Origin of the sequence: Denitromonas ohlonensis (assembly GCF_007625205.1) — a bacterium.
Classification (GTDB): Bacteria; Pseudomonadota; Gammaproteobacteria; order Burkholderiales; family Rhodocyclaceae; genus Nitrogeniibacter; species Nitrogeniibacter ohlonensis.
In genome coordinates this window covers 24,480-51,363 of record NZ_VMNI01000001.1, presented here as the reverse complement: position 1 = coordinate 51,363, position 26,884 = coordinate 24,480, and the positions used below count along the sequence as shown (strand labels likewise).

The window sequence follows — 26,884 nt, the reverse complement described above, 5'->3', positions numbered from 1 at the left end:
TTCATTCCTCACTTGATCACCGCGGTGGCTTCCATGGTCAGCCAGCCTTCGTGATCCTTCGCCCACAGGCGGAAGGTCTTGCCGTCGGCTTGCGGCTCACCGCAGACGAAGAAGTGGTTGATGTCGAACACCGGGCGCACGGCGCGGAATTCGTAGCTGGCCAGCTCGGCATCGGGCAACTGGTGACGCAGCAGGTCGAGCACCATGGTGGCGACCATCGGGCCGTGCACGATCAGGCCGGGATAGCCTTCCACTTCGGTGACGTACTTGCGGTCGTAGTGGATGCGGTGGCCGTTGAAAGTCAGCGCCGAATAACGGAACAGCAGCACGTCGTCGGGCACCCACTGCTTTTCCCAGGGGGACGTGGCCGGCGCGGCCTTGGGCGGCGGGGCGACGTCGTCGGGCCTGGCTGCTTCGCGATACACGATGTCGTGAAACTCGGTCAGCGCGATGTCGGTTTCGCCGTCGCGGCAGATCTCGTGGCGCACCTTGACGAAGACCAGCGGGCCGGTGCGGCCGCTCTTTTCGGTCACGTCGTGGATGGTCGAGGTGCGCGTCATGGCGTCGCCGATGCGCAGCGGCTTGTGAAAGGTGAATTGGCTACCGGCCCACATGCGGCGCGGCAGCGGCACGGGCGGGAGAAAACCGCCGCGCTTGGCGTGGCCGTCCGGGCCGATTTCCGACTGGCGGTGCAGCGGCAGAAAGTACAGCCAGTGCCACAGACCGGGCAGCGGCGTGCCGGCGGCGGGGCGCTCGGACGGGCGGTCAAAAGTGGCCGACAAGGCGGCGTAGGGGGTGGCGGTGGCGATGTCGGAGACAGCCTCCGAGCGGCCGATCCAGTCCTTGAGATTCATGGTGTTGCGTCCTCCGTCAGGTACAGGCGGGGCACCTGCCTGTCGCCCGCCAGTGCGGGCAGACAGGTGCGGATCAGAAAAAAGCGGGTTGAAATCAAATGACCCATCGGGCTTATTTGAGCGGCCAGGGCATCTCGACGTAGTGCTGCAGCAGGCCAGCCGGGAAGTCGAGCGTCAGGTAGTGGCCCAGCGTGCTCATGAAGGCGATGCACAGACCGGTGTAGAGCAGGCTGCGGGCCACGCCGAGCTGGGTGCGCACCATCAGGAAGGTCGTGATGAAGATCGCGATCGAGATGATGAAACCGAGCACCGAGGTCATGCCGAACAGGAACACGAACCAGCCCACGGACGGCCAGACGGTGGTGCCGTCGTCCGCGCCCTTGGCCTTGGCCGCCAGCTCCTGGTCGAAGTGCGCGCTATGCCCCGGCTTGGCCACGACCAGCATCATCACCATGTAGCCGGTGAAGGCGACCATCAGCGCCGAGGTGTAGAACGGGAACACCGACCCCAGGAAGCTCAGCGGTGCGCTGCTCATTACGCCGTACAAGAAGGTGGCCAGCAGCAACACGGCAAACACGATCTGCGGACGACGCTCGGCCTTGGTGGCACCGCCGTGCACCGGGCGGTCGGTCTCTTCGCCGCGGGCCTCTTTGGTGACCGCGCCTTCTTCAGACACCCGGCTGCGCAGGGCCATCAGCGTGGAGGCGATGGTCAGCGCGCCGATGATCAGCACGCCCGGGCGTTGAACGAATTCCCAGCCGTAGAACTGCAGCGCCTGATACAGGTAGTTCTCTGCCTGACTCGAGAGCACGAAGCCGATCAGGAAGGCGGGCCGTGGCCAGCCGAAGCGTCGCAGGAAGATGCCGACGATACCCACCGCGAACAGCACCAGCAGATCGGTCAGATCGCGTCGCGCCTGGAAGGCCGCGAAGCAGATGATCATGATCATGAACGGCGCGATCAGGTTGAAGGGCACGAAGGTCAGTCGGGCGATGGGCACGGCCAGGAAGAAGCAGATGGCGGCGCCAACGATGCTCGAGAAGGCCAGCGTCCAGGCGATGGTGTAGGTCAGCTCGAGGTCGGTGGTGACCATCGACGGGCCGGGCTGCAATCCAAGCAGGACCATGCCGCCGAGGAACACCGCCATGCTGCCCGAGCCGGGAATGCCGAACAGCAGGGTCGGCATCAGCGCGCCACCTTGCAGTGCGTTGTTGGCCGATTCGGGGGCGATCACGCCCTTGATTTCACCCTTGCCGAAGTTGGATGCATCCTTGCTGGTCTGCGCGGCATGGCCGTAAGCGATCCAGTCCACCACGCCGCCGCCGAGGCCCGGAATGGCGCCAATGAAGGTGCCCAGCGCCGAGCAACGCAGCACCAGGAACCAGTTCTTGAAGGTGTCGCGCACGCCTTGCAGCCAGCCAGCGCCGAGGCCGGACTCGGCCGCGATCGGGCGGGAGCGGCGGATCAGGTCGGCGATCTCGGGGATCGCAAACAGGCCCAGGCCGATGATCACCAGCGGCACGCCGTCGACCAGATAGTCGATGCCCAGATCGAAGCGGCTCTCGCCGGTGGCGGGGGCTGCGCCAATCGCGCCGACCATCAGGCCCAGACCGCAGGCGATGACACCGCGCATGATGCTTTCGCCGGCCAGCACACCGACTACCGACAGCCCGAGCAGGGCGAACATGAACAGTTCAGCGGTGGTGAAGGACAGGATCAGCGGCTTGGCGACCACCACAAAGCCGGTCAGCAGCAGCGCGCCAAACACGCCGCCCAGCAAGGAGGCCGAAAAGGCGGCGCTCAGGGCACGGGCGGCCTGGCCTTTTTTGGCGAGTGGGAATCCGTCCAGCACCGTGGCCTGACTGGCGCTTGAGCCGGGGATACCCATGAGTACCGAGGTGAAGGTGTCGCCGGTGGGGATCACGGCAACCATGCCCACCAGCATGGCCAGCGCGGAAACCTGGTCCATGCCGTAAATGAAGGGCATCAGCAGCGACATGCCTGCGATGCCGCCCAGGCCGGGCAGAATGCCCACGCCGAGGCCGACCACAATGCCGAGCAGCATATAGGCGAAGTGCTGAAACGAGAGGAGGCCGACAAAGGCACTCTGCATGGCTTCTAGCATTGGAAACTCCAGTGTTGAGTGGCTGGTGCGTCAGGGCGGCCGATGGTGGCCACCCTGACGGCGGTCAGCATTAGAAGCGCGCGTTGTACTCTTTCTCGAGCAGCGCACGGACCCAGTCACGGGCCTTCGGATCAATCGTCGTGCCTTCCTTGAAGAGCGATTCGCCGGCCTTGTCGGTCAGTTGCTCGTAGCCGCCCAGTGCCTCGACTTTCGCGGCCTGGTATTCCGGATCAAGCTTCATCTTGCGCACGGCGGCGCGGTAAGCCTCGACGATGTCGTCAGGCGTGCCCTTGGGCAGCACCAACAGTTTCTGTGCCGGGAAGCCGGCGATCAGGAAGGATTTGAAAGCTTCCCACTCGGTGCCGGACGGCTTCTTGCCGGTGACCATCTCGATGGCTTCGCCGATGTGCGGCAGTTCCGGAAAGTTCGGGTCGCGGATGAGCTTGCCGTCGTCGTCGGTGGCGCCCCAGCTGAACAGCGGAACGGCTTTACCTTCTTGCACGATGGGCAGCGAGCTCTTCAGGTAGGCCGAGGTGGTCTGGTAGTCGATGTTGGCTTCGCCGCGCTCGAAAGCCAGACGGCCTTCACCGCGACTCTTCATGCCGAACACATGCTGCACCTCGAGGCCAAGCAGACGGAAACCGAGCAGCGGAACGAGGTCGAGCGAGGTGGCGCCCTGACTGCCGTAGACCAGACGCTCGCCCTTGAGCTTGCCCAGGTCGGCCAGCGATTTCACGCCAAAGCTGCTGCTGATGTAGGCCACACCGCCGGTCGGTGCGGCGAGCACGACTTTCCAGTCTTTGTAGTCGTACTTCACGCGCGGATCATTGAGCAGGTAGGGGAACTGCGTCGAGCCCGAGGTGCCCAGGATGGACAGACCGTCCGGCTTGGCGCGGGAGGCGAACTGGCTGGCACCGGTAATCGAGCCGCCGCCGGGCTGGTTCTTGACGACCACGGTCGGCTGGCCGGGCAGGTGCTTGGACAGGAAGGGGGCGTTGAAGCGTGCCCAGGTGTCGGAACCGCCGCCCACGCCAAACGGGATGACGAATTCGATGGTCTTGTCGCTGAAGTCGACCGCGTCGGCCATGGCCGGCATGGGCGAGATGAAGGCGGCGGTTGCGAGCGCCACGGAGATGCCCAGGAAATTGCGTCGAGGGGTGATGTTTTTGGTCATGAGTGCTCCTCCTGATGTGTCGTTCAAGTCGTTATTGCTATGTGATGAAAGCCGTTGGGCTTGGCGTGCCAGACCTCTGTGGATCTTCGGGCTGTGAGTAAAAATCGTGTTGTCGTGCTCATGCGTTTGTCTCCTCGCACGCCATTGTTTTTGTGGGCATGCGGCGCGGTGATGGTGCCGTCATGCGGCTTGGGGGTCGAGGCGTTCCGGTACCATCACGACGCCGCTGAGCAATGGTCTGGCGGTGGTGATCAGGCGGGCCTGTTTGAATACGGGGATGCCCTGATCGTCGTGCTCGGAAATGTCGATGTCGAAGGCCATCGTGCCGCTCGGGTGTTCGATGATGATATGGCCGAGCTTCCGGGCATCGAGCTCGACCAGGTCTTCGGCGATCGAGCCGGTCACATGGCAGGCCGCAGCCAGCGCCAGCGCACCCGAAATACCAAAGGTGGCATGGCACCATTTCGGCGAGAAATACCGCGCGGCGATGCTGCCGCCGTGGCGCGGTGACGCGACAATGGCGATCTTGGGCAGGGCGACGCTCTCGCTGTCTTCGAGCCGCATCAGTTTGGCGGCCTCCAGGCGAATGGTTTTCAGGCGATTCGAAAATTCCGTATCGGCGTCGAGTTCCGCTTTGGATTCATGGCCGGTCTTGCCGAGAGCTTCGGCTTTGACCAGCACCAGGGGAATCGCGCAATCAATACAGGTGACTTCAACGCCGCAGATTTCTTCGCGGGCCTTGCCGGTGGGCAGCAACACGCCGGTGCGGGTGCCTGCCGGGTCGAGAAAGCGCAGTTCGATCGGCGCAAAGCTGCCGGGCACGCCATCGACCTGGCAGCGACCGTCGTAGGTCAGCTTGCCGTTTGGGGTCTGGACGATGACTTCGGCGATCTTGCCGCTATTGAGGTTGAGCACACGGACCGTGGTGGTCGGCGACGTTGTCGGAATCAAACCCGCATCAATGGCGAAGGGCGCGACGCCGGAGAGCATGTTGCCGCTGTTGGGCCGCACATCAACAAAGTTGCGTGCCACCGACACCTGAGCAAACAGGTGCTCGAGATCGGCATCGGGCCGGCTCGACGGGCCGACGATCACCACCTTGCTGCTCTGGCTATCGCCGCCACCCATGCCGTCGACTTGCCGCAGATCAGGAGACCCCATGGCCGCCAGCAGCAGGCGATCACGCGCTGCCGTTGAAGCGGGCAAGTCCTGCGCGAGGAAGAACAGCCCCTTTGAGGAGCCGCCTCGCATCAGAACACAGGGTATTTTCTCCATTTGCTTGTCTCCATCTACATGCCTTGTTTGATTGCATGGTAGAGCGCGACAAGATCTGACGGAAATGCAATAAATGCGAGAATTGATTCTATACTCGCATAAGTGCCGTTTATTGAAGGGGGTTGAGATGAAGATCGACTTTGACGGAATCCAGGCCTTTGTCGTGATCGCCGAGTTGGGGGGCTTCAGCAAAGCGGCCGAGCATCTTCATGTGACCCAGACGGCACTGACCCGTCGCCTGCAGAAGCTCGAGGCCTATCTTGGCCTGCGTCTGCTGGATCGTACAACGCGTTACGTGGAGCTGACCGTGGTGGGCCGCGAATTTCTGCCACAGGCGCAGGCCATTGTCGGCGACGTGACCCGAGCGGTCAGCCGGCTCAAGGATGTGTCTAGCCGCAGCCGCGGCAACTTTACGCTGGCCTGCATTCCCACCATGGCCTCGCAGATGCTGCCGAAGGCCATGCGCCGCTACGCCGAAACCCATCCAGGCAACCGCATCCGCATCATCGATGCCAGTGGTTTCGAGGTGCGGGACGCGGTCCTGCATGGGCAGGCGGAGCTCGGTATTGGCCTGCCGACCGAGAGTCATGTCGAGCTGGAAGAGACGCTCTTGCTCGAAGAGCCCTACATGTTTTTCTGTCGCGAAGAGCACCCGCTCAGCCGCAAGAAGCAGATCGTGTGGTCTGATCTGCACGAAGCCGAGTTGATCGGCATCAGCACCATGAGCGCCAACCGGATCTTTCTTGACTATCAACTGGCGAAGCGCGGCATCAAGCTGTCCGGCACCTACGAGGTCCGCCATTTGTCGACGGCCATCGGGCTGGTCGCGGCTGGCGTGGGCGTCGCCATTTTGCCCAACTCCACGCTTGAAGAAGGCGCGCGACCGGGCCTGTGCCGGATTCCGCTGACCAGTCCGACGATCAAACGCAAGATCGTGATCCTTCGCAAACGCAACAGCACACTGTCGCCGGCGGCCAGTGCGTTCTTTGACCTCGTGTTGAATCAGGCCGGTTCGAGTTGAGGCCTCGGCACGTCAGGTGCTGCAAGGTCGACTGCCGGTAATGCCCGCCAGCATTTCGGCCAATCCGGGCGCTAGGGTTCGTCGAGCGTGAGGTGGGCGATCGATGGTTTGCCCGCTTTTTCTGCCTTGGCGCGCATGGCGTTGACCCGCGCATGCACGAAATCCACAAAGTGCATCGATAGCGAGTTTCGAGACGCGTTGGCCGGCCAGACCGCGTAGACGCCGGCGGAGGACAGTTGCCAATCGGGCAGCAGCTCGACCAGGCGGCCGTCGGCCAGGGCGTCGGCGACGAGAAGATCAATCGATGCGAACGCCCCGGCGCCCGCGAGTGCGAAACGCTTGGCCGTCGCGCCGTGATTGGTCGACAGGTGGCCGCTCATCGGCACGCGGTAAACGGTGTCTTTGGGGCCTGTGAAATCCACAAACCGGGGGAGCATGGTCTCCAGCACCCAGGGCCAGTTCATCAGGTCGGCCGGGTGTTTCGGCGTTCCCATGCGTTTGACCAGCTCAGGCGCGGCGCATACATGGCGCTTGACGCTGAACAGCTGGCGTGCGCGAAGCGCCGAATCCTGGAGCCAACCGATGCGGATCGTCACATCGAAGCCCGCTTCGATCTGATTCTTGCGGTCGTCATCCAGACACAACTCCAGCGCCACCGCCGGGTGGGCCTCGGTAAACGCCAGCACATCGCTCACGAACGGCCCCGACGCCAACAGCGCGGGCGCGCCAATGCGCAAACGCCCGGCCAGCTCCGTCTGGCGATTGGCCACGCTGTTCAGGCCTTCCTCGGCGGCATCCAGGGCCCGGGCGCAGGCCGCGTGGAACACACGACCATCGTCAGTGAGCGACAGGCGCCGGGTGGACCGGTACAGCAAGGCGCAGTCCAGCCGCTTCTCGAGCCGCGACACATGATGGCTGATGACGGACGGCGACAAGCCCAGCCGGGCTGCGGCCTTGCGAAACGAGCCCTCCGCAACCACGGTGGCAAAGACGGCCATGCTGCGCAGGTCATCAATCATTGTTCGATTTTATGAGTTAAAGAAATTGAACTGTGCCAGCTTATCAAACACTTGGCGATTTGAAACAATCCATCCCATCGAAAAACAACGCCCAGCACCTCACCCCATCGTGTATTTGCGGGCCGCTGCTGAGTCGAACCTGATCCATCCCTACGGAGAAGCCCTTTGAACACCTCTGCCATCCGCAACACGACCGGGGAAAGCCCGGCACGACGCAAGCCGATCCTGCGCCCGGTTAGCGTGCGCGCCATTGAAGATCTTGGCCCCCGGATGCGGCGCGTGACATTTTTGGGAGACAGCCTCGAAGGCTTCGGGCCGTCCAAACCGGGCAGTCACATCAAGTTGTTTTTCGGCGATATCGCGCTCGATTGGCAACCGATGCCCGGCCAGCCGCGCCCCACCGCACGCACCTATACGCCCCGGTATTTCGACCCGGTGCGCCGGGAGTTGGTCGTGGATTTTGTGCGGCACGGGCAGGGCGTGGCGTCCGAGTGGGTGGAGCAAGCGCAGGTCGGCAGCGTCTTGATTGTTGCGGGCCCCGGGGGCGGACAGGTCTTCCCCGACGACCTGCGGCATCTGGTGCTGTTCGCCGACGAGTCGGCCTTGCCGGCCGCCGGCACCATTCTCGACAGCCTGCCACCGCATTGCATGGTGACGCTGTTTGCCGAGGTGGCCGATACGGCCGACCAGCGAAACCCCAGCGAGCGGCCGACAACAGACATTCGCTGGTTGCCGCGATTGGCTTCGGGCGCCGCGCCGGGCAGCTTGCTGCTGCAGGCGGCACGCAATCAGCGCCTGCCAGACGGGGCCATGTACTGGGTCGCCTGCGAGGCAACGGCCATGCGCGACATCAGGCAAGTGATGCTGAACGAACACGGCATCGACCGCGCCCACCTGGTGACCCGCGGCTACTGGAAAGCGGGCGCCAGCGACCATCCCGATCACGATATGGGCGAATGAGCTCAGCGAACCAAGGAGTCATCATGAACATTGCCATCACCGCCGCCAGCGGACACCTCGGTGCCGCCATCGTCAAGGCCACCGTCCAGCGCATCGGCGCCGATCATGTGGTCGCCGTGGCGCGCACACCTGAAAAAGCCAAAGGGCTGGGTGTCGCCGTTCGGCCCGGCAGCTACGACGATCGCAGCGCGCTGGAACTCGCCTTTGAAGGCATCGACACCGTGCTGCTGGTGTCGGGCATGGATGCGCCGGAGAAGCGTATCGATCAACACCGCAACGTCATCGAAGCGGCCAAGGCGGCCGGGGTTCGAAAGATGGTGTACACCAGCATCCAGGGGCCGCTGACCGACTCGGCGTTCTCGCCCATCGTGCAAAGCAACCGCCAGACCGAAGACGACCTGAAAGCCAGCGGACTGGATTGGGTGATCGGGCGCAACGGCATCTACATCGAGCCCGATGTCGACTACATCGACACCTACAAAGCCAAGGGTGAGGTGGCCAACTGCGCCGGCGATGGCCTGTGCGGTTACACGACCCGCCCCGAGTTGGCTGACGCTTATACGTGCCTGCTGACCGAGGCGCAGCACACCGGCCAAACCTACAATCTGCACGGCGAACGCATCACGCAGACCGCGCTCGCGCACTATCTGAGCGACGCCTTCGACGTGGATTTGCGCTATCGCGCTATGAGCGTGGAAGCCTACCGCGCCGAGCGCATCGCTGAACTCGGCGAATTCCTGGGCAGTGTCATTGCGGGCATCTATCAGGGGATTCGCGCCGGCGCCTATGATGCCCCCAGCGATTTTGAACGCGCCGCCGGGCGCGCGCACCAAGCCTGGCCGGACTACTTTGCTGCTTTGAAAGCGGCACAGAGACAGGCGTAATCTTGTACTCGCAAGAGGGTGAGCAGAGGATGGAGGCGCCAACGCTCATTGAGACTGCGATGTGCTTTTCTTCTGTTCATACCGGTGCCGCGCGGCTTGCCGACACCGGAGGCGGCAGCGCATCGCCGTCAATCCGCAGAACTGACAGCTCACCTCGCACCGATTGTGCCGGGACGCGTTTGGCCCGGCTCTGGTATCGTCCCGGCCCATGACAAGCATGCTTTCCGTTTCGAATCTCTCCAAGGTCTATGAGGGCGGTTTTACCGCGCTCAAGGACATCAATCTCGACATCCGCCGCGGTGAAATCTTCGCGCTGCTGGGGCCGAACGGCGCGGGCAAGACGACGCTGATCAGCATCATCTGTGGCTTGGTGAATGCCTCGGCCGGCAAGGTGACGGTGGGTGGCCACGACATCGTGGACGACTACCGGGCGGCGCGCGGCTTGATCGGGCTGGTGCCGCAGGAGCTGACCACCGACGCCTTCGAGACGGTGTTTTCGGCGGTGAGCTTTTCGCGCGGGCTGTTTGGCAAGGCGCCGGACCCAGCCTATATCGAGAAGGTGTTGCGCTCGCTGTCGCTGTGGGACAAGCGCAACAACAAGATCATGACGCTGTCGGGCGGCATGAAGCGGCGGCTGCTGATTGCCAAGGCGCTGTCGCATGAGCCGCGCATGTTGTTTCTGGATGAGCCGACCGCCGGTGTCGATGTGGAACTGCGCCGCGACATGTGGAATCTGGTGCGCGGGCTGCGCGAGGATGGCGTAACGATTTTGCTGACCACGCACTACATTGAAGAAGCCGAGGAGATGGCCGACCGCATCGGGGTGATCCGCAAGGGCGAGATTATTCTGGTGGAGAACAAGGCGACGCTGATGCACCAGCTGGGCAAGAAACAGCTAACCGTGCATCTGCAAACGCCGCTCGACGCCGTGCCCGAATCGCTGGCGGCCTATGCGCTGGAGCGCGGTGAGGACGGCCACGCGCTGACCTACACCTATGACACCGAACGCGAGCACCCCGGCATCACCGATCTGCTGGCCGACCTGAACGCGGCGGGTATCGGTTTCAAGGATGTGAACACGACGCAAAGCTCGCTCGAAGACATCTTCGTGAGCCTGGTGAAAAAATGAATCTCTACGCAATCAAGGCCATCTACCGTTTCGAGATGGCGCGCGCCTGGCGCACGCTGACCCAAAGCATCATCTCGCCGGTGCTGTCGACCTCGCTGTATTTCGTGGTCTTCGGCGCCGCCATCGGTTCGCGCATTCCGGAGGTCGATGGGGTGAGCTACGGCAGCTTCATCGTGCCGGGCCTGATCATGCTCTCGTTGCTGACCCAGAGCATTTCCAACGCGTCCTTCGGCATCTATTTTCCGCGCTTTACCGGCACGATTTACGAGGTGCTGTCGGCGCCGGTGTCGTATCTGGAGATCGTCATCGCCTATGTGGGCGCGGCGGCGAGCAAGTCGCTGATTCTGGGGGTGATCATCCTCGCCACGGCAGGGCTGTTTGTGGACATCCGCATCGAGCACCCCTTCTGGATGGTGCTGTTCTTTGTGCTCACGGCGATCACCTTCAGCCTGCTCGGCTTCATCATCGGTATCTGGGCCGACGGTTTCGAGAAGCTGCAACTGGTGCCGATGCTGATCGTCACGCCGCTCACCTTTCTGGGTGGCAGCTTCTACTCCATCAACATGCTGCCGCCGTTCTGGCAGACGGTGACGCTGTTCAACCCGGTGGTGTATCTGGTGAGCGGTTTTCGCTGGAGCTTTTATGGCATCGCTGACGTGAGTCCGGCGCTGAGCCTGGGGATGACGGTGTTTTTCCTGTTGGCGTGTATTGGTCTTGTGGCCTGGATCTTCAAGACCGGATACCGCCTCAAGCCGTGAGACCGATCCTGTACTCGTTTCGTCGCTGCCCCTACGCCATCCGCGCGCGGCTGGCGCTTTGGCAGGCGGGCGTGGTGGTTGCCTTGCGTGAGGTGGTGCTGCGCGACAAACCGGTGCATTTGCTCGAGCTTTCGCCCAAGGGCACGGTGCCGGTGATGCGACTGCCCGATGGACGGGTGCTGGAAGAGAGCCTGGATATCATGCACTGGGCGCTGCAGCAAAACGACCCGGACGGCTGGCTGCGCACCGGCGACAGCGCCGAGCAGGCGGTGCTCGTCGCCCGCAATGACATCGACTTCAAGCCGCTGCTCGACCGCTACAAGTACGCCGAACGCTTCCCCGAAAAATCAGCGGTGGCATGGCGGAATGCGGCGATTGCGGCGCATCTGACCGATCTCGAAGCGCGCCTGACTGACCACGCCTATCTCTTCGGCGACACGCCGTCGCTGGCCGATGCAGCGCTGTTTCCCTTCGTGCGCCAGTTCGCCGCGGTCGATGCCGCGTGGTTCGAAAAGGCGCCTCTGCCGGCGCTGCGCCGCTGGCTCAAGGTCTGGCTGGCCTCGCCCCTGTTTGCGGCGGTGATGGTGCGCCACCGCACCTGGCAGGAGCCGCGCTGAATCAGTCTGTTGATGGCTCCAGTACGGCCAGCAGCCTGGCGAGCTGAGCGTCCAGCGCGTCGAGGGATTCGGCGTCGAGGGGCGCGAGAATTCTGCGTTCATTTTCGAGATGTGCTTCGACCGCGCGGTCGATCAGCGCCAGGCCATCCGGCGTGAGTTCGACCAATTTGCTGCGCGCGTCCTTCGGGTCGGGCAGGCGGGCGATCCAGCCGCGGGCTTCGAGGCCTTGCAGGCGGTGGGTCATGGTGCCGGAGGTGATCATCAGCGAGGCGAACAGCGCGGTGGGGCTGAGGCAGTAGGGAGCCCCGGCGCGGCGTAACGTGGCCAGTACGTCGAATTCCCACCGGCTCATGTCGAAGGCGCTGAATGCCGTGTCGAGCTCGCGCTGCATGAGCGCCGAGCATCGCTTGAGGCGGCCGATCACACCCATCGGCGCCAGATCCAGGTCCGGCCGTTCGCGGCCCCACTGCGCCAGGATGGTGTCGACCGCGTCCTTGGACGGGCTTCCGTTCATCGATTGCCTCCGTTAACTATCTTGAATTCAAGATAATTCTGTGTCAGGCTTTATTTTATCTTGATGTGAAGATAAAGCCATGAAAACGACACAATCCCAAAGCCAGTGGCGCGACGCGTTGCTCACCGCGCTGGCCCCGATCATCTGGGGCACCACCTACATTGTTACCACTGAATGGCTGCCGCCCGACCGGCCGTTCACCGCCGCCTTGTTACGTGCGCTGCCGGCCGGGGTGCTGTTGGTGCTGTGGTGTCGACGCCTGCCGGCGGCGGGGTTCTGGGGGCGCTTGCTGGTGCTCTCGGCGCTGAACATTGCGGTCTTTCAGGCGCTGCTGTTCGTCGCCGCCTACCGCCTGCCGGGCGGTTTGGCGGCGGTGGTCGGGGCGATCCAGCCGCTGCTGGTGATGGCGCTGGCCTGGGCGGTCGACCAGCAGCGGCCGGTGCGACTGGCGGTGTGGGCCAGCGTGGCCGGCGTGCTGGGCATGGCGGCGCTGTTGTTGTCGCCCGACGCGGTGTGGTCGCCGGTGGGTATTGCCGCCGCGCTGGCCGGTGCGGCCTGCATGGCGGCGGGCACGTTTCTGGCGCGGCGCTGGCGGCCCGAGCTGCCGGTGCTGGCCTTCACCGGCTGGCAACTGCTGCTCGGCGGTGTGATGCTGGCGCCGGTGGCCTGGGTCATCGATCCGCCGCTGCCGACGCTCAGCGCGGCAAACCTGGCCGGCTATGCCTATCTGGCGGTGTTTGGTGCGCTGCTGTCCTACGCGCTGTGGTTTCGCGGCGTGGCGCGGCTGTCGCCGGTGGCGGTGTCCTCGCTCGGCCTGCTCAGCCCGCTGACCGCGGTGCTGGTCGGCTGGGCGCTGCTCGACGAAAGCATGCGCGGCCTGTCGCTGGTTGGGTTGGTGGTGGTGCTGGCCAGCGTGCTGGTGGTGCAGCGCGCGATGGCGGCACCGCGTCGCGCGGCCGAACCGGCCGTGTGCCCGGTGCCGGCCAAGGCCTGAGACCTTGTGAACAAACTGCCGGCGTTAAGATGTCTTCACCACATCTGAGCGCTCAGGGCGCGATGGCGTGTTGCCAGGCGTCGAGCTTGGCGTCGAAGCGCATTCCGGCGTGGGCCGGGCTGGTCGAGGGCAGGCGGCGGTGGCGGCGGATGGCGGCGTGCGCCTCGCTCAGGGTGGGCAGCACATGGGTGTTGAAGCTGCTCTCGGCCTTGGCGCCATTGAAGTAGATGGCCTCAATGCCCGGATGCGCCGTGAGAAAACCGGCGAAGTCGTTGGGCACGATGCTCGCCTCGACGATGTCCGAATCCAGGCTGGATTCGCGGGTGCAGGCGGCGAGCACATCCCACACCGCAACGCCGGCCGCGGTGAGTGCGGCGCAGCGCTCGGCGTAGGAGGCGGTGACCTCGAAACCAAACAGTTCGGCCATGATCGGCCAGAAACCGTTGTGCGGATGGGCGTAGTACTGCTGCTCGGCCAGCGAGCGCTTGCCCGGCATGCTGCCGAGGATCAGGCGGGTGGCGCCGGCGTCGGCCAGGGGCGCAAAACTGTGAACAAAGGACATGGCGGGAGACCTGGATGGGGGGCTTACGTCTGGAGACGATTCTGTGTTCCTTCTTTACACAGCTTAACCACGCTCGGCAAGCACTTCACCCGGCGGGGCCGCACACTGAGGCCTGTGAGTTGAGTTTGTCGGGAGTCGCCCATGCGTGGCCGTTTTGCCTTGTTTCAAACACGTCGTACCGGTGTCGCATTGCTCGCGGTCGTGACGCTGGCCGGGTGCGCTGCGCCGCGTTCCGGTCAGGTCGGCGGGGCGCCGATGCCGGTCGAGGCCTCGCCGCGGGAGATGGCGGTTTATCCCGCCCAGGGACAGTCAGCGCGACGGGCTGACCGCGATCGTTACGAATGCCATCTGTGGGCGGTCAAGCAAAGCGGTTTCGATCCGGCCCGGTCGTCGGCGCAATCGCGCGCGCCGGCGCCGCGCGTCGAGCCCGATCCGCCCTCGGGTACGAGCACCACGATGGGGGCGGTGGCTGGGGCCGTGGTGGGTGCCGCGGTGGCCAACCCGCGACGCACGCTGGAAGGCGCGGCCATTGGCGCCGTGGTGGGTGGCGTGGCCGGCAATGCCGCCGATAACGCGCGTGAAGCGCGCGCCCAGGCCATTGAATCGCGCATGGCCGAGCGCCGCGATCTGCCGCGCGAGCAGCGTGCCGACAATTACCGCCGTGCCACCACCGCGTGCCTTGAAGGCCGCGGTTACACCGTGCGCTGAATCCATGGAGTCAACAACGATGAAAACGAAAACCTTGGTTTGTTCTCGCGGGATGCTGATCGCGCTGTCGCTGTTGGCCAGCATGGGCAATCTGGCGCATGCCGACACGACCGGAGAGCGGGATCGCGGACGGGGCGACGCGCGCACGAATGAGCGCCGGGAGGCGCGGAGTGAAGCCCGGACCGAAGCCCGAACCGAGAACCGGACCGAAGCCCGGACCGAAGCCCGGACCGAGAACCGCCACGACGACCGCCGGGATGAGCGACGCGATGACCGCCGCGAGTCCGTGCAGAGTCCGCGCGAGACACGACAGGATCGCCGTGATGACGGGCGTGACACCCGCGCGGTGGTGCGACAGGACGCTCGCGTGGATCGACGGGATGATCGCCGGGACGACCGGCGCAGCGTGCATGTCGAGCGTCGGCACTACCCGTCGCGGGGCGCGGTCATTCACGCTTTGCCGCCGGCGCACCGCGTCGTCACTCACCGGGGCGGTCGTTACATGTTTTCCAATGGCGTGTGGTACCGGCCCTCGGGCAGCCGCTTTGTCGTCATTGCGCCGCCCTTCGGGATTGTTGTGCCGGTCTTGCCGCTGGGCTATCTGACGCTGCGCATCGGGCCGTCGCGGTATTACTACGCCAACGAGGTGTATTACGCGCCGGCGCCGCAGGGCTATGTGGTGGTCGAGCGTCCGGCGGGCGCACCCGAGTACCCGGAGGATGAATTGGCGGATGACGAGCCGCAGCAATTCATCTATCCGCGCCTGGGGCAGTCCGAGGCGCAGCAGGCTGATGATCGCTACGAATGTCATCGCTGGTCGCGCGAGCAGACCGGTTTTGATCCCACGCGGCCGGTCTACGATGGCTCGAACACGCAGTCCGGTTCGGCGCGTTCCGACTATTACCGCGCCATGGGCGCGTGTCTGGACGGGCGGGGCTACACCGTACGTTGATCCCGCCGCGCGTAGCGCCTGGCTATTATTGGCTGTCCAGGTGGGCGTAGGGCGGCAGGGTTTGCAGGCGCTCGTCCTCGATCGGGCCGCCGACGGTGAAGTGATAGAGGCTTTGCCAGGCGGTGTCGCTGACGCCCATCAGCGCATGCATCATGTCGTCGAAGAAGCAGCCGATGCCGGTGCCGCGCAGGCCGGCGGCTTCGGCCTCCAGATACATCACCTGGCCGATCAGGCCGGTTTCCCAGAATAGTCGCGGATAGGCGCGGGCGCCGCCGGCCGCCAGCGCGGCGTCGAACTGCGCGAGCAGACCCACGGCAAACGCGCCGTCCGAGGCGATGGCTTGCTGACAGCTGACGGTCTGTGCCGCGCGGCGGGCGTCGTCGGCAATCAGCCGGAACAGCGGCAGCGCGGGCGGGCAGCCCTCGGGGACTTCCCATACAAATTCATCAGACAGTGACTGGCGCAGGCTGGCTTCGTGCGCCGGATCGCGCACCAGCAGGTAGAAGCCGGGCGTCAGATCGGTGACCCGATGCACCATCAATGCCAGCGAGATGCGCGGCGCCCAGGGCAGGGCGTCGGCCACAAAGGCGCCGGGCAGTGTGCGGCCGAGCAGGCGGTAGAAGCTGGCGCGGTCGAGCGGGCTGTGGCCGTCCATGTCCACCGCGCTGCGGCGCTGGCGGATGATCTGCTCGGCGCTGTGGCCGCGCTCGGGCGAGGTGTCGGTGCGTGGCGCTGCGTGGTGTGCGGCGGCGCTGGGGCCGGGGCTGCGCGTGGCCTTGGCGATGACGTCGATGACCGGCCACGGGTGGTGGTCATGGCTGAGCGTGTTGGGCGTGCCGAGCGGCGCGATGGCGGGGATGCGCGCTTGCCAGGCCTCGGCGCTGAGCGTGGGCGCGGAGCTGCCGGCCGGGCTGAGCAGGATCAGGCAGTCGGCGTGTTCGGCCTCGGGGCCGGATTGCGCGTCGGTGCCGAGCAGGCGGGCGAGGTCGGTGTCGGCCACGCTGTCGAGCAGCTGCGCCTGCCAGCCCAAGGTGCGCGCGGCAAAGGCGATGGCGCCGATGGCGTGGCCCATGTCGTGCTGGCAGTAGCGCCAGGCGCGCTCGCCGTACTTCCAGGCCTCGCGCCAGTGGATGGAGGTCAGGCCCATCAACAGGCCCGGTTGCGGCAGGCCGGCCGTCAGCGCGGTCCATTGCGCCTCGGTCAGCGCAGCGCGGCCTTCGAGCTGGTGGCTGAAGGGGGCGTAGTGAAACACGCCCGGCGCGTCGATCAGGCCGGGCACGGCGCCGCAGATCACATAGCCCTCGGTGGGGTGTAGCGCGCCGCTGGAGGGGTTGATGCGCAGCGACCACGACTGGCCGGGGCCGACCTGCTTCCAGGCGGACAGCGCGAGGCTGTGCAGCAGCAATCGGCCGACGGTGTCGGCATCGAGCGGCGCGGCCGTCGGCGCGGTGGCGAACAGGCTGTCGTAGCTCGGCGCTGCACGCAGCGCCAGGCGGGGGAGATCGAGCGTTGGCGCGCCATCGAAGCGGCGGAAGGGGTCGGGCTGGCTGGCCCAGTCGAGGTAGCCGAGCGAAGCGGCGTAGCGATCGGGGCGGTGCTTGGTGCGCTGATGGTAGTGGTGCACGACGTCGAGCGGATCGGTGTGGGTGGCGGTCATGGCCGGGATCATCGCACATCGGGTGTCGCCGCCTTGATGTGCGGGGGTGTCGGCCGAACAGCGAAATCGGGTAGGATCGCGGCCCCGCTGGGCTTGCCTATCTGACGGCCCCGCGATTCGCCCGGATCTGCCACAGCGATTGGCTGTTGCAGATCCTTCTGTTTGATGCGCCGCCCCGGACCACCTCTCCGTGCCGGCGCGCGTGCCCGTGACCCGGGCCGATAGGAGTCAATCCGCGTGAACGAGTTTGTCAGCATCCTCAATAGCTATATCTGGAGCCCGGCGCTGGTGTATCTGTGCCTGGGCGTGGGTCTGTATTTTTCGGTCCGCACGCGCTTCATGCAGGTGCGCGGCTTCAACGAGATGCTGCGGCTGATCTTTGAAGGGCGCAGTTCGGCCAGTGGCGTGTCGTCTTTTCAGGCGCTGACCATCGCGTTGTCGGGCCGCGTCGGTACCGGCAATATCGCTGGCGTGGCGACGGCCATCACCTTTGGTGGTCCGGGCGCGGTGTTCTGGATGTGGACGGTGGCCTTCCTGGGCGCCTCGACGGCCTACATCGAATCGACGCTGGCTCAGATCTACAAGGAAAAGGACGACAAGGGCCAGTACCGCGGCGGCCCGGCCTACTACATCGAAAAGGCCATGGGCCAGAACTGGTACGCGTGGATCTTTGCGCTAGCCACGGCCATCGCCATGGGTTTGTTGCTGCCCGGCGTGCAGGCCAACAGCATTGCCTCGGGCATTCAGACCGCCTGGGGCGTCGAGCCGGCGGTGAGTGCGGCGTTTGTGGTGGTCTTGCTCGGCTTCATCATTTTCGGTGGCATCAAGCGCATCGCGCTGTTCGCCGAGATCGTGGTGCCCTTCATGGCGCTGGCCTACATCCTGGTGGCGCTGGTCATCGTGCTGCTGAACGTCGAGCAAGTGCCGGGCATGGTCGCGCTGATCTTCAAGAGCGCCTTCGGTCTGGAAGCCGGCTTTGGTGCGGTGCTGGGCCTGGCGGTGCAGTGGGGCGTGAAGCGTGGCGTGTATTCGAACGAAGCCGGTCAGGGCTCGGGCCCGCATGCGGCGGCGGCGGCCGAGGTGTCGCACCCGGCCAAACAGGGCTTTGTGCAGGCCTTCTCGGTGTATATCGACACCTTGTTCGTGTGCTCGGCCACCGCCTTCATGCTGCTGTCGACCGGCAAGTACAACGTGATGGGGGCCGACGGCGTGGCGATCGTCAACAACCTGCCCGGCGTCGAGGCAGGCCCGGCGTATACGCAGGCGGCGGTGGAGTCGATGCTGCCGGGCTTTGGTTCGACATTTGTGGCGCTTGCGCTGAGCTTCTTTGCCTTCACGTCCATCGTGGCTTACTACTACATTGCCGAAACCAACATCGCCTACATCAACCGCAAGGTGCATCGCGGCTGGCTGTATTTCGTGCTTAAGCTCGGCCTGCTGGCGGCCGTGACCTACGGCTCGGTGCGCACCGCCGGTGCGGCCTGGGATCTGGGTGACGTGGGCGTGGGCATCATGGCGTGGCTGAACATCGTGGCCATCCTGATCCTGCAAAAACCGGCCTTGCTGGCGCTGAAGGACTACGAGTCACAGAAGAAGGCGGGCAAGGAGCCGGTCTTCGATCCGGACGCGCTGGGCATCAAGAACGCCAGTTTCTGGCAGAAGCGTCTGAAGGCGTCCAGGTCGGCAGTTGATCCGTCCAAGGCCTGATCACGCCTGTTGTTTTGTCGATGATGCCGCCCTCCGGGGTGGCATTTTTTTTGACCGTACGCCATGTTGCGCGCGCCGCCAGGCCCGGCTTTACCTGCCTTTACACAGCGTTGACCTGGGTTAACCCGAGGGCGGGACATACTTCAGGCCTCACGACGCCGCGCAGCAATGCTCAATGCGCGGCACCGCAACCTGTCTCCTGGTGTCAATCATGACAGTCGCCCGTTTCCGCTCCGTCCTCCGCCAATTGCATCGCTGGATCGCGCTCGTGCTCACGCCGGTATTCGTGCTGGTCATTCTGTCCGGCGCGGTGCTGGCGCTCAAGCCGGTGCTGACCGCCGCGCCCGCGGCATCGGTATCGGTGAGTGCCGAGACGGTCGCCGAGGCGCTGGTGAAGATCGATCCGCGCGGGCGAGCCACCGGGGTGATCGTGTCGCCCGATGCCAGCACCTTGCGGGTGACCTCCAAGAATCCCGTGGGCCCCTCGGGCCAATACGCGATGTCGACCGGTGAATTGACCGCCTCGCAGCCCGGCCCCGACGTCTTTGCCGTCGTGCTCGACCTGCACAAAAACCTGCTGCTCGGCCTCAGCATCGTGGTGGAGATCGCTGCCTATGCCATGACGGTCTTGATCGTCATGGGTCTGCTGCTCGGGTTGCCACGGCTACGTAACACGCTGGCCGGCTGGCATCTGGGCATCGGCTGGCTGGCCTTGCCGCTGGTGTTGCTGGCGCCGCTGACCGGCGCGCTGATGGCCTTGCACATTGGCGGCGCCGAGTTGCCGCCGGTGCAGGCCGGGCCGCCGGTGGCACTGTCGACGGCGCTCACCCGTGTGGCCGAGCAAGTCGACGGTGCGACGGTGCTGTCGGCCCGACGCTTCCGCGGTGGCAGCGCGCTGGTGTTCACCGCCGGTGCGGAAGGCCAGGCCGTACGCATGGTTCAGCCCGATGGCAGCATCAACCGATTGACCGAGGGCCCGGGCCTGGTGCACGAACTGCATGAAGGCACCTGGGGCGGCGTGTGGTCGGCTGGCATTAGCTTTGTCGGCGCGCTGGCATTGGCCGGGCTCACCGGGACCGGCGCGTGGGGCTGGTGGCGTCGCCGTCGTCAGCAAACCGCGGGCAGCGCCGACGCCGGCGCTCGCACACTGGTGGCCTTTGGCAGCCAGACCGGCACGGCCGCGCGCCTGGCCGAGGCCACCGCGCAAGCGCTGCGCCAGGCCGGCGAGAAGGTCGCCTGCGCCTCACTTGAAGCCCTGCAACCCGCCGCACTGGCGGGCTACGAACAGACCTTGCTGATCGTGTCGACCACCGGCGAGGGCGAGCTGCCCGATCCGGCGCGCCGCTTCATGCAAGGGGTAGCGACGACTGACTTGGCGGGCAGCCGGTTCAGCATGCTGGCGCTGGGCGACCGGCGCTATGCGAATTTTTGCCGCGGTGGCGAGCAGTTGCGCGGCGCCTTGTTGGGCCAGGGGGCTCGCGAATTGGCGCCGATCGAGCGTGCCGATGGCGAGCCTGTTGGCGCATGGCGGCAGTGGCTGGACCGCGTTGCGACGCTGCTTGGCCACAGTTTGGAGGCGGTCGACGCGCCGGCGTCGGATCTGTCTTTGTCGCTCACCCTGGTTGACCGGCAGCGCCTGGACAACCCGGCGGTGGCCGGGCTGACCGAAACCTGGCAACTGAGTTTCTGGGCCGGAGATTGGTCGGTTGAATTCCGGCCCGGTGATCTGCTGCTGATCGCCCCGACGCCGGAGGCGGCCCCGCGCTGCTATTCGATCGGTTCGTCCTCGCGTGTCGGGGATTCGCTGATCCGCCTGACCGTCAGCCTGCATCACTGGCGCGATTCGGACGGCCAGACGCGTGTCGGTGCGGCCAGTGGCTATCTCTGCCATGAGCTGCCCGAAGGCGCGCGAATCAGCGCCAGCCTGCGCGCGCACCCGCAGTTCAACCCGCCGGAGGATGTGGCGCGGCCCTTGATTCTGGTGGCCGCCGGCGCCGGCATTGCGCCCTTTCCCGGCTTTCTGGCTGAGCGGGCGGCGCATGCTTCGGCCGGCCCGACCTGGTTGTTCTTCGGCAACCGCCAGCGTGCCGGCGATTTCTTCTACCGCGATGCGCTGACGCGCTGGCAAGACACGGGCACGCTCACCCGGCTGGACACGGCCTTCTCGCGCGATGCCGACGACGGCGCCTATATCGACCGCCGGCTGATCGCCCACGGCGCCGAACTTTACCGTTGGCTGGCCGAAGAAAACGGTGTGCTGTACATGTGCGGCCGTTCTGCGACACTTGGCCGCTCGGTGGACGCCGCGCTGCTCGATATCATCCGCACCCATGGCCGGACCGCACCCGCCGAGGCAGACGCGATACTGCAGGCGTGGAAACAAAACGGCACCCTGCAAGTCGACGTGTTCGGCTGAACTCAACTCTGACGGCGACTGCCATGACATCCTCGCGACCTTCGCATCCACGCACCCTCGGCGCCGGCTTGTTGGCCGTGCTGTTGAGCGGTTGCGCCACGCTGGGCCCTGATTATGTGGCCCCGGCCCAGCCGGCGCCGACGGCCTGGCATGCGAACCCGGTCTCGGCGGCCGCCACCGACAGCGCGTCGATTGCGCGTTGGTGGCAAGCGCTGGGCGATGCCGAACTCAGCGCGCTGGTCGAGCAGGCGCTGCGTCGCAATCCCGATCTGCAATCGTCCCGCGCGGCGCTGCGGGCCGCGCGCGCGCTCGAGCGTGTGGCGCGGGCCGGGCAGGGGCCGAACGTCGGCGCCTCGGGCGCTACCAGCGCCAGCCGGTCCGGCGATGCGGCGGTGAGCGAAAGCTGGCGCGCCGGCGTCGATGCCAGCTGGGAACTCGATGTGTTTGGCGGCACGCGCCGCGGCGTCGAGGCGGCCCAGGCCGATCGCGAGGCGGTCAGCGCGACGCTGGCCAGCACGCAGGCTTCGCTGGCCGCCGAGGTGGCGCTCAACTATGTGACGCTGCGCACCAGCCAGGCGCGGCTGGAAATTGCCCGCCGCAACCTGGCCACCCAGCTTGAAACCTTGCAACTGACCGACTGGCGTGCCCAGGCCGGGCTGGCCAGTTCGGTGGATGTGGAGCAGGCGCGCACCAACGCCGAGCAGACGCGCGCACAGATCCCCAGCCTGCAGACCAGCATTGCGCAGGCCGCCAACCATCTTGCCGTGCTGACCGGCGAGGCGCCCGGCCGCTTGCAGGCGAGCCTTGCCGAGGGCACGCTGCCGGCGCTGCCGACCGCCATTGCCGTCGGCATTCCGGCCGAGGTGTTGCGCCAGCGCCCCGACGTGCAGTCCGCCGAGCGGCAACTGGCGGCGGAGACGGCGCGCATCGGCGTGGCCGAGGCGGCGCGCTATCCGGGCTTCAGCCTGAGTGGCTCGATCGGGCTGGAGGCGGCGACATTGGGTGCGCTGGGCAATGGCGCCTCGGTGATTCGCTCGTTGGCTGCCGGCATCAGCGGCGTGTTGTTTGACGGCGGCGCACTGGCGGCGCGGGTCGACCAGCAAGACGCGGTGCGCGAGCAGCGCCTGCACAGCTATCGCAGCACCGTGCTGGCTGCGCTCGAAGACGTCGAGAACGCGCTTACCGCGCTCGACAACACCGCCCGCCGGCGAGAGGCCTTGGCCGCCGCCAGCACCGCGGCACGCAACGCCAATCTGCTGGCCGCCGACCGGTATCGCAGTGGCCTGATCGATTTTCGTACCGTGCTCGAAACCGAGCGCAGTCTGCTCAGCACCGAAGACAGTCTGGCCAGCGCCGAAGGCGAGCGCCTGAACGCGGTGATCCAGCTCTACAAGGCACTCGGTGGCGGCTGGTCGCGCGCCGATCTGACCGAATCCGCAGACACCCCGCAGGGAAACCCCTCATGAATTCGCCCGAAAAACTCGGCTCGCCGGCCGCCCTCGCGCCATCCGCCATCCTTGATGTGACCACCCAGAAACCCCGCCGCGGCCGCTGGTGGTTGGGCGCGCTTGTGGTGCTGCTGCTCGGCGCCGGTGGCTATGCGCTGTTTGCCGGCAATGGCGCGGCCACCGCCGTGCGCTACCAGAGCAGCCCGGTCGAGCGCGGGGCGCTGGTGGTCACCGTGTCGGCCACCGGCACGCTGCAACCGACCAATCAGGTGAACGTGGGCAGTGAGTTGTCCGGCACCATCGAACAGGTGTTTGTCGATGACAACAGCCGGGTGCGCAAAGGGCAGGTGCTGGCCCGGCTGGATGTGTCGAAGCTTGAAGACCAGGTGGCCAATGCCCGCGCCGCCGTTAAAGTGGCCGAAGCCGGTGTGCGCCAGGCCGAGGCCACGGTGCAGGAGGCTGGTGCCAGTCTGTCGCGCCTGAACGCGGTGTTCAAGCTCTCGGGCGGCAAGGTGCCGTCGAAGACCGAGATCGAGACCGCCGAGGCAACGCAGGCGCGCGCCAAGGCCAACCTCGCCAGCGCGCAGGCGGGCGTGTTGCAGGCCAAGGCCACGCTGCGCACCAACGAGACCAATCTCTCCAAAGCCTCGATCCGCTCGCCGATTGACGGTGTGGTGTTGTCGCGCGCGGTGGAGCCGGGCCAGACCGTGGCGGCCTCCTTGCAGGTGGCCACGCTGTTCACCCTGGCCGAAGACCTGGCGAAAATGGAGTTGCAGGTGAAGGTTGACGAGGCCGACGTGGGGCAGGTGAAGGAGGGGCAGCGTGCGAGCTTTACCGTCGATGCCTACACCGACCGGCGCTATCCGGCGCTCATTACCCGCGTCAGCTACGGCGCGACCACCACCGACAACGTGGTGACCTACCTGACCACGCTGGAAGTGGCGAACGAAGACCTCAGCCTGCGCCCCGGCATGACCGCCACCGCCGAGATCACCACGCTGGAAAAGACCGACGTGGTGCTGGTGCCCAACGCGGCGCTGCGCTATACGCCGTCGGTGGCGCGCGGCGAGCGCAAGCAGAGCCTCATCTCCAGCCTGATGCCGCGCCCGCCGCGACAGGCCAAAACGGTCAAGCTGAAGGATCCGGCCGCCGGCGAGCGCCAGCTGTGGGTGCTGCGCGATGGGCAGCCGGCGCCACTGATGGTGAAGACCGGCGCCACCAACGGGCGGGTGACCGAGATCGTGTCGGGTGATCTGGCAGCCGGCGCGGCGGTGATTACCGAAGCGGTGAGCGGCGCACGATGAACGCGATTGTCGACACGCCCGAGGCGCTGATCCGGCTGGCTGACATCACCAAGGTCTATGGCAGCGGGCCGGCGGCGTTTCAGGCGCTGCGCGGGGTGGACCTGAGCGTCCAGGCCGGCGAGTTTGTGGCGGTGATGGGGCCGAGCGGTTCGGGCAAGTCGACGGTGATGAATATCCTCGGCTGCCTCGACACGCCAACCGCCGGCAGCTACCAGTTTCAGGGCGTGCACGTCGAGACCATGGACCGCAACCAGCGGGCCTTGCTGCGGCGGCATTTTCTCGGCTTTGTGTTTCAGGGCTTCAACCTGCTGGGGCGCACCTCGGCGCTGGAGAATGTCGAGCTGCCGCTGCTCTATCGCGGCGAGCCGGTGGCCCGTCGCCATGCCGCGGCGCGCGCTGCGCTGGCCCAGGTCGGCCTCGATGGCTGGGAAGACCACACCCCGGCGGAGCTCTCCGGCGGCCAGCAGCAACGCGTGGCCATTGCCCGCGCCATCGTCACCAATCCGGCGGTGTTGCTGGCTGACGAGCCGACCGGCAACCTCGACAGCCAGCGCAGCCGCGAGATCATGGAGCTGCTCACCGAGCTCAACCGCCAGCGTGGCATCACCATCCTGATGGTCACCCATGAGCCGGAGATGGCGGCCTATGCGCACCGGCAGGTGCATTTCGTCGATGGCCGGGTCGATCGCGATTCGCGCACACCGGTGGCGGAGGCGACCCCATGATCTGGAATACCTTTCTGCTCGCCCTGCGCGAGATCCGCCGCAACCTGCTGCGCTCCTTTCTGACCATTCTCGGCATCGTCATCGGCGTGGCGGCGGTGATCACCATGGTGACGCTCGGCAACGGGGCGACGCGCTCGATCTCCGATCAGGTGTCCAGCCTGGGCAGCAACCTGCTGATGGTGCGCCCCGGCCAGCGCATCGGCCCGGGCGGCAGCGCCGGGGCGCCGATGTTCAAAGTGGCCGATGTGCAGGCCATCGCGGCGCAGGTGTCGGGCGTCAAGGCCGTGGCACCGGAGACGCGCAAGGCGGTGTCGGTGGTGGTGGGCGCGCGCAACTGGTCGAGCGTGGCCACCGGCAGCACGCGGGATTACTTCACCGCGGCGGGCTGGACGCTGACCGGCGGCCGGATCTTCACCGAGGCCGAGGAGCGCGGCGGCAAGGCGGTGTGCGTGATCGGCGCCACCTTGCAGCGCGAGCTGTTTGGCGGCGGCGATCCGCTGGGCGAGTCGATGCGGGTGGCGGACTTCTCGTGTCAGGTGATCGGCGTGCTGGCCGCCAAGGGGCAGTCGGCCTTTGGCTCGGACCAGGACGACACCATCGTGATGCCGATCCGCACCGTGCAGCGCCGTCTGACCGGCGACCAGGATGTGCGCACGCTGCTGGTGTCGGCCAACGACAGCAACGCCACCGACGCCGTCAAGGCGCGTGTCGAGACCCTGCTGCGCGAGCGGCGCAAGATCGGCGCCAACGAGGACGACAACTTCAACGTGCTCGACACCAAGCAGATCGCCCAGACGCTGTCGTCCACCACCCGCATCATGACCACGCTGCTCGGCGCGGTGGCGGCGGTCAGCCTGCTGGTGGGCGGTATCGGCATCATGAACATCATGCTGGTGTCGGTCACCGAGCGCACCCGCGAGATCGGCATCCGCCTGGCGATTGGCGCGCTGGAGCACGAGGTGTTGCTGCAATTCCTGATCGAGGCGGTGGTGCTGTCCAGCCTCGGCGGGCTGATCGGGGTGGCGCTGGCCACCGGCGCGTCGATCGGGCTATCGTCGCTGATGAGCATCCCGTATCTGTTTGATCCGGCCATCAATTTGTTGTCCTTCGGCATCTCGGCCTTGATCGGTGTGGTGTTCGGCTTCTTTCCGGCGCGGCGCGCAGCGCGGCTCGATCCGATCGACGCCTTGCGCCACGAGTGAGCCTGACTGGTCGGGGGCTGGCGCGCCCCGTAGAATGCGGGCTTTCCGCCTCGAGTCATCGCTGTGAGCCTGTCTCTGTCCGTGTTTGGCGATTTGCCGATGGCTGTGGTGGCGCTGTTGCTTGTCAGCGCCTGTGTTACCTCGACGCTGACCGCCAGCCTCGGCGCGGGTGGCGGCATCATGCTGCTGGCGATCATGGCGCAGGTCTTGCCGCCGGCGGTGATCATTCCGGTGCATGGTGTGGTGCAGCTGGGCTCGAACGGCGGCCGCGCGATCATGAGCTGGCGGCATATCGACTGGCGAACGCTGGGCGTCTTTTTGCCGGGCGCGCTGGTCGGTGCGCTGGTTGGCGCGGCGGTGCTGGTCAATCTGCCGCCGAAAACCATGTATTTGAGCATCGCCGGCTTCATCCTGTATCTGTGCTGGGGGCCGCGGCTGCCCAGGCTGGTGCTGAGCCGACCGGGCATTGCCGTGGCCGGCGGCGTGACCACCTTTGTGTCGCTGTTTGTGGGTGCCACGGGGGCGCTGGTGGGCGCGTTCATCAAGCAGATTCATCGTGATCGCTTCACCACCGTGGCGACCTTTTCGGCGGCGATGTCATTCCAGCACGGGATGAAGGCCGTCGTTTTTCAGGAGGCCGGCTTCGATCTGAGCGCGCTGCTGCCGCTGATCGGCGCCATGATCGCCTGCGGTGCGATCGGCACCTGGATCGGCTTGCATCTGCTCAAGCGCATGCAGGACAAACACTTCGCCAAGATCTTCGATGTCGTTCTGACGATGCTGGCCTTGCGCCTGATCTGGCAGGCCTTCGCCGTCTGAATTCGCGTCGGCGCGCGTGCTGGTCTATAGCGGTAGTGGGCCTGAACCTTCGGAGCGTGC

At 65.8% G+C, this 26,884-nt stretch carries 24 protein-coding genes; 16 read left to right on the top strand and 8 right to left on the bottom strand.

Annotation, left to right across the window (positions count from 1 at the left end):
- Window positions 1-8 precede the first annotated feature (8 nt).
- The 4 genes from FHP89_RS00250 to FHP89_RS00235 form a co-directional block, all read right to left on the bottom strand.
- Window positions 9-854 carry an FAS1-like dehydratase domain-containing protein gene (locus FHP89_RS00250; RefSeq protein ID WP_144176460.1) on the bottom strand — a complete coding sequence of 282 codons (846 nt, stop codon included), beginning with the start codon at window positions 852-854 and terminating at the stop codon, window positions 9-11.
- A 112-nt stretch (window positions 855-966) separates the two neighbouring features.
- Window positions 967-2,979, bottom strand: coding sequence for a tripartite tricarboxylate transporter permease (locus FHP89_RS00245; protein WP_144176459.1), 2,013 nt, complete (start codon window positions 2,977-2,979; stop codon window positions 967-969).
- 70 nt (window positions 2,980-3,049) lie between these two features.
- Window positions 3,050-4,153 (bottom strand): Bug family tripartite tricarboxylate transporter substrate binding protein, encoded by a 1,104-nt coding sequence (locus FHP89_RS00240; protein WP_144176458.1) that lies wholly within the window; start codon window positions 4,151-4,153, stop codon window positions 3,050-3,052.
- A 180-nt stretch (window positions 4,154-4,333) separates the two neighbouring features.
- Window positions 4,334-5,428, bottom strand: a complete 1,095-nt coding sequence (locus FHP89_RS00235) for a 4-oxalomesaconate tautomerase (protein WP_144176457.1) — start codon at window positions 5,426-5,428, stop codon at window positions 4,334-4,336.
- A 127-nt stretch (window positions 5,429-5,555) separates the two neighbouring features.
- Here FHP89_RS00235 and FHP89_RS00230 point away from each other — a divergent pair, with 127 nt between their 5' ends.
- Window positions 5,556-6,449, top strand: a complete 894-nt coding sequence (locus FHP89_RS00230; RefSeq protein WP_144176456.1) for a LysR family transcriptional regulator — start codon at window positions 5,556-5,558, stop codon at window positions 6,447-6,449.
- Between the two features lie 71 nt (window positions 6,450-6,520).
- On the opposite strand, the gene FHP89_RS00225 is transcribed toward FHP89_RS00230, so the two are convergent.
- Complete coding sequence (locus FHP89_RS00225) at window positions 6,521-7,468, bottom strand: LysR family transcriptional regulator (RefSeq protein WP_144176455.1); 948 nt, start codon at window positions 7,466-7,468, stop codon at window positions 6,521-6,523.
- A 165-nt stretch (window positions 7,469-7,633) separates the two neighbouring features.
- On the opposite strand from FHP89_RS00225, the gene FHP89_RS00220 reads away from it, so the two are divergent.
- The 5 genes from FHP89_RS00220 (at window position 7,634) to FHP89_RS00200 (ending at window position 11,816) form a co-directional block, all read left to right on the top strand.
- Window positions 7,634-8,428 (top strand): siderophore-interacting protein, encoded by a 795-nt coding sequence (locus FHP89_RS00220; RefSeq protein ID WP_144176454.1) that lies wholly within the window; start codon window positions 7,634-7,636, stop codon window positions 8,426-8,428.
- Window positions 8,429-8,451: 23 nt separating this feature from the next.
- Entirely contained in the window at window positions 8,452-9,312 is an 861-nt protein-coding gene (locus FHP89_RS00215; RefSeq protein ID WP_144176453.1) for an NAD(P)H-binding protein, read from the top strand.
- Between the two features lie 217 nt (window positions 9,313-9,529).
- Complete coding sequence (locus FHP89_RS00210; RefSeq protein ID WP_260851427.1) at window positions 9,530-10,441, top strand: ABC transporter ATP-binding protein; 912 nt, start codon at window positions 9,530-9,532, stop codon at window positions 10,439-10,441.
- Window positions 10,438-11,199, top strand: coding sequence for an ABC transporter permease (locus tag FHP89_RS00205; RefSeq protein WP_144176451.1), 762 nt, complete (start codon window positions 10,438-10,440; stop codon window positions 11,197-11,199). The genes FHP89_RS00210 and FHP89_RS00205 overlap by 4 nt, the downstream gene beginning before the upstream one ends.
- Window positions 11,196-11,816 (top strand): glutathione S-transferase, encoded by a 621-nt coding sequence (locus tag FHP89_RS00200; RefSeq protein WP_144176450.1) that lies wholly within the window; start codon window positions 11,196-11,198, stop codon window positions 11,814-11,816. The genes FHP89_RS00205 and FHP89_RS00200 overlap by 4 nt, the downstream gene beginning before the upstream one ends.
- Before the next feature lies 1 nt (window position 11,817).
- Here FHP89_RS00200 and FHP89_RS00195 read toward each other — a convergent pair whose 3' ends face one another.
- Entirely contained in the window at window positions 11,818-12,330 is a 513-nt protein-coding gene (locus FHP89_RS00195) for a MarR family winged helix-turn-helix transcriptional regulator (protein ID WP_144176449.1), read from the bottom strand.
- Window positions 12,331-12,409: 79 nt separating this feature from the next.
- Here FHP89_RS00195 and FHP89_RS00190 point away from each other — a divergent pair, with 79 nt between their 5' ends.
- Window positions 12,410-13,324 carry an EamA family transporter gene (locus tag FHP89_RS00190; protein WP_144176448.1) on the top strand — a complete coding sequence of 305 codons (915 nt, stop codon included), beginning with the start codon at window positions 12,410-12,412 and terminating at the stop codon, window positions 13,322-13,324.
- Window positions 13,325-13,376: 52 nt separating this feature from the next.
- Here the strand turns inward: FHP89_RS00190 and FHP89_RS00185 are convergent, their stop codons facing one another.
- Window positions 13,377-13,886: a DNA-deoxyinosine glycosylase gene (locus FHP89_RS00185; protein ID WP_144176447.1), complete on the bottom strand. Its 510-nt coding sequence runs from the start codon at window positions 13,884-13,886 to the stop codon at window positions 13,377-13,379.
- A gap of 141 nt (window positions 13,887-14,027) precedes the next feature.
- Here FHP89_RS00185 and FHP89_RS00180 point away from each other — a divergent pair, with 141 nt between their 5' ends.
- Window positions 14,028-14,594 carry a glycine zipper 2TM domain-containing protein gene (locus tag FHP89_RS00180; RefSeq protein ID WP_144176446.1) on the top strand — a complete coding sequence of 189 codons (567 nt, stop codon included), beginning with the start codon at window positions 14,028-14,030 and terminating at the stop codon, window positions 14,592-14,594.
- 19 nt (window positions 14,595-14,613) lie between these two features.
- Complete coding sequence (locus FHP89_RS00175) at window positions 14,614-15,546, top strand: DUF6515 family protein (RefSeq protein WP_144176445.1); 933 nt, start codon at window positions 14,614-14,616, stop codon at window positions 15,544-15,546.
- A 25-nt stretch (window positions 15,547-15,571) separates the two neighbouring features.
- On the opposite strand, the gene FHP89_RS00170 is transcribed toward FHP89_RS00175, so the two are convergent.
- The gene (locus tag FHP89_RS00170) at window positions 15,572-17,203 is read right to left on the bottom strand and encodes a nitroreductase family protein (RefSeq protein WP_144176444.1); all 1,632 of its coding nucleotides are present in this window, start codon (window positions 17,201-17,203) and stop codon (window positions 15,572-15,574) included.
- Window positions 17,204-17,440: 237 nt separating this feature from the next.
- Here FHP89_RS00170 and FHP89_RS00165 point away from each other — a divergent pair, with 237 nt between their 5' ends.
- The 7 genes from FHP89_RS00165 to FHP89_RS00135 all read left to right on the top strand — a co-directional run bounded on the left by FHP89_RS00165 (window position 17,441) and on the right by FHP89_RS00135 (window position 26,824).
- Window positions 17,441-18,910, top strand: a complete 1,470-nt coding sequence (locus FHP89_RS00165; protein ID WP_144176443.1) for an alanine/glycine:cation symporter family protein — start codon at window positions 17,441-17,443, stop codon at window positions 18,908-18,910.
- A 211-nt stretch (window positions 18,911-19,121) separates the two neighbouring features.
- Window positions 19,122-21,326: a PepSY domain-containing protein gene (locus FHP89_RS00160; protein ID WP_186300268.1), complete on the top strand. Its 2,205-nt coding sequence runs from the start codon at window positions 19,122-19,124 to the stop codon at window positions 21,324-21,326.
- Window positions 21,327-21,349: 23 nt separating this feature from the next.
- Window positions 21,350-22,792: an efflux transporter outer membrane subunit gene (locus tag FHP89_RS00155; protein ID WP_144176441.1), complete on the top strand. Its 1,443-nt coding sequence runs from the start codon at window positions 21,350-21,352 to the stop codon at window positions 22,790-22,792.
- Window positions 22,789-24,078 (top strand): efflux RND transporter periplasmic adaptor subunit, encoded by a 1,290-nt coding sequence (locus tag FHP89_RS00150; RefSeq protein ID WP_144176440.1) that lies wholly within the window; start codon window positions 22,789-22,791, stop codon window positions 24,076-24,078. Before FHP89_RS00155 ends, FHP89_RS00150 begins: the two co-directional genes overlap by 4 nt.
- Window positions 24,075-24,803: an ABC transporter ATP-binding protein gene (locus tag FHP89_RS00145; protein WP_144176439.1), complete on the top strand. Its 729-nt coding sequence runs from the start codon at window positions 24,075-24,077 to the stop codon at window positions 24,801-24,803. Before FHP89_RS00150 ends, FHP89_RS00145 begins: the two co-directional genes overlap by 4 nt.
- Window positions 24,800-26,005, top strand: a complete 1,206-nt coding sequence (locus tag FHP89_RS00140; RefSeq protein ID WP_144176438.1) for an ABC transporter permease — start codon at window positions 24,800-24,802, stop codon at window positions 26,003-26,005. The genes FHP89_RS00145 and FHP89_RS00140 overlap by 4 nt, the downstream gene beginning before the upstream one ends.
- A 63-nt stretch (window positions 26,006-26,068) precedes the next feature.
- Window positions 26,069-26,824 (top strand): sulfite exporter TauE/SafE family protein, encoded by a 756-nt coding sequence (locus tag FHP89_RS00135; protein ID WP_222105280.1) that lies wholly within the window; start codon window positions 26,069-26,071, stop codon window positions 26,822-26,824.
- The last annotated feature ends 60 nt before the right edge of the window (window positions 26,825-26,884 follow it).

Excerpts from the sequence above, each read along its gene's own strand:
- FHP89_RS00250 (WP_144176460.1), bottom strand. The coding sequence starts at position 854 with ATGAATCTCAAGGACTGGATCGGCCGCTCGGAGGCTGTCTCCGACATC.
- FHP89_RS00245 (WP_144176459.1), bottom strand. The coding sequence starts at position 2,979 with ATGCTAGAAGCCATGCAGAGTGCCTTTGTCGGCCTCCTCTCGTTTCAG.
- FHP89_RS00240 (WP_144176458.1), bottom strand. The coding sequence starts at position 4,153 with ATGACCAAAAACATCACCCCTCGACGCAATTTCCTGGGCATCTCCGTG.
- FHP89_RS00235 (WP_144176457.1), bottom strand. The coding sequence starts at position 5,428 with ATGGAGAAAATACCCTGTGTTCTGATGCGAGGCGGCTCCTCAAAGGGG.
- FHP89_RS00230 (WP_144176456.1), top strand. The coding sequence starts at position 5,556 with ATGAAGATCGACTTTGACGGAATCCAGGCCTTTGTCGTGATCGCCGAG.
- FHP89_RS00225 (WP_144176455.1), bottom strand. The coding sequence starts at position 7,468 with ATGATTGATGACCTGCGCAGCATGGCCGTCTTTGCCACCGTGGTTGCG.
- FHP89_RS00215 (WP_144176453.1), top strand. The coding sequence starts at position 8,452 with ATGAACATTGCCATCACCGCCGCCAGCGGACACCTCGGTGCCGCCATC.
- FHP89_RS00210 (WP_260851427.1), top strand. The coding sequence starts at position 9,530 with ATGCTTTCCGTTTCGAATCTCTCCAAGGTCTATGAGGGCGGTTTTACC.
- FHP89_RS00205 (WP_144176451.1), top strand. The coding sequence starts at position 10,438 with ATGAATCTCTACGCAATCAAGGCCATCTACCGTTTCGAGATGGCGCGC.
- FHP89_RS00195 (WP_144176449.1), bottom strand. The coding sequence starts at position 12,330 with ATGAACGGAAGCCCGTCCAAGGACGCGGTCGACACCATCCTGGCGCAG.
- FHP89_RS00190 (WP_144176448.1), top strand. The coding sequence starts at position 12,410 with ATGAAAACGACACAATCCCAAAGCCAGTGGCGCGACGCGTTGCTCACC.
- FHP89_RS00185 (WP_144176447.1), bottom strand. The coding sequence starts at position 13,886 with ATGTCCTTTGTTCACAGTTTTGCGCCCCTGGCCGACGCCGGCGCCACC.
- FHP89_RS00180 (WP_144176446.1), top strand. The coding sequence starts at position 14,028 with ATGCGTGGCCGTTTTGCCTTGTTTCAAACACGTCGTACCGGTGTCGCA.
- FHP89_RS00175 (WP_144176445.1), top strand. The coding sequence starts at position 14,614 with ATGAAAACGAAAACCTTGGTTTGTTCTCGCGGGATGCTGATCGCGCTG.
- FHP89_RS00170 (WP_144176444.1), bottom strand. The coding sequence starts at position 17,203 with ATGACCGCCACCCACACCGATCCGCTCGACGTCGTGCACCACTACCAT.
- FHP89_RS00160 (WP_186300268.1), top strand. The coding sequence starts at position 19,122 with ATGACAGTCGCCCGTTTCCGCTCCGTCCTCCGCCAATTGCATCGCTGG.
- FHP89_RS00155 (WP_144176441.1), top strand. The coding sequence starts at position 21,350 with ATGACATCCTCGCGACCTTCGCATCCACGCACCCTCGGCGCCGGCTTG.
- FHP89_RS00150 (WP_144176440.1), top strand. The coding sequence starts at position 22,789 with ATGAATTCGCCCGAAAAACTCGGCTCGCCGGCCGCCCTCGCGCCATCC.
- FHP89_RS00145 (WP_144176439.1), top strand. The coding sequence starts at position 24,075 with ATGAACGCGATTGTCGACACGCCCGAGGCGCTGATCCGGCTGGCTGAC.
- FHP89_RS00140 (WP_144176438.1), top strand. The coding sequence starts at position 24,800 with ATGATCTGGAATACCTTTCTGCTCGCCCTGCGCGAGATCCGCCGCAAC.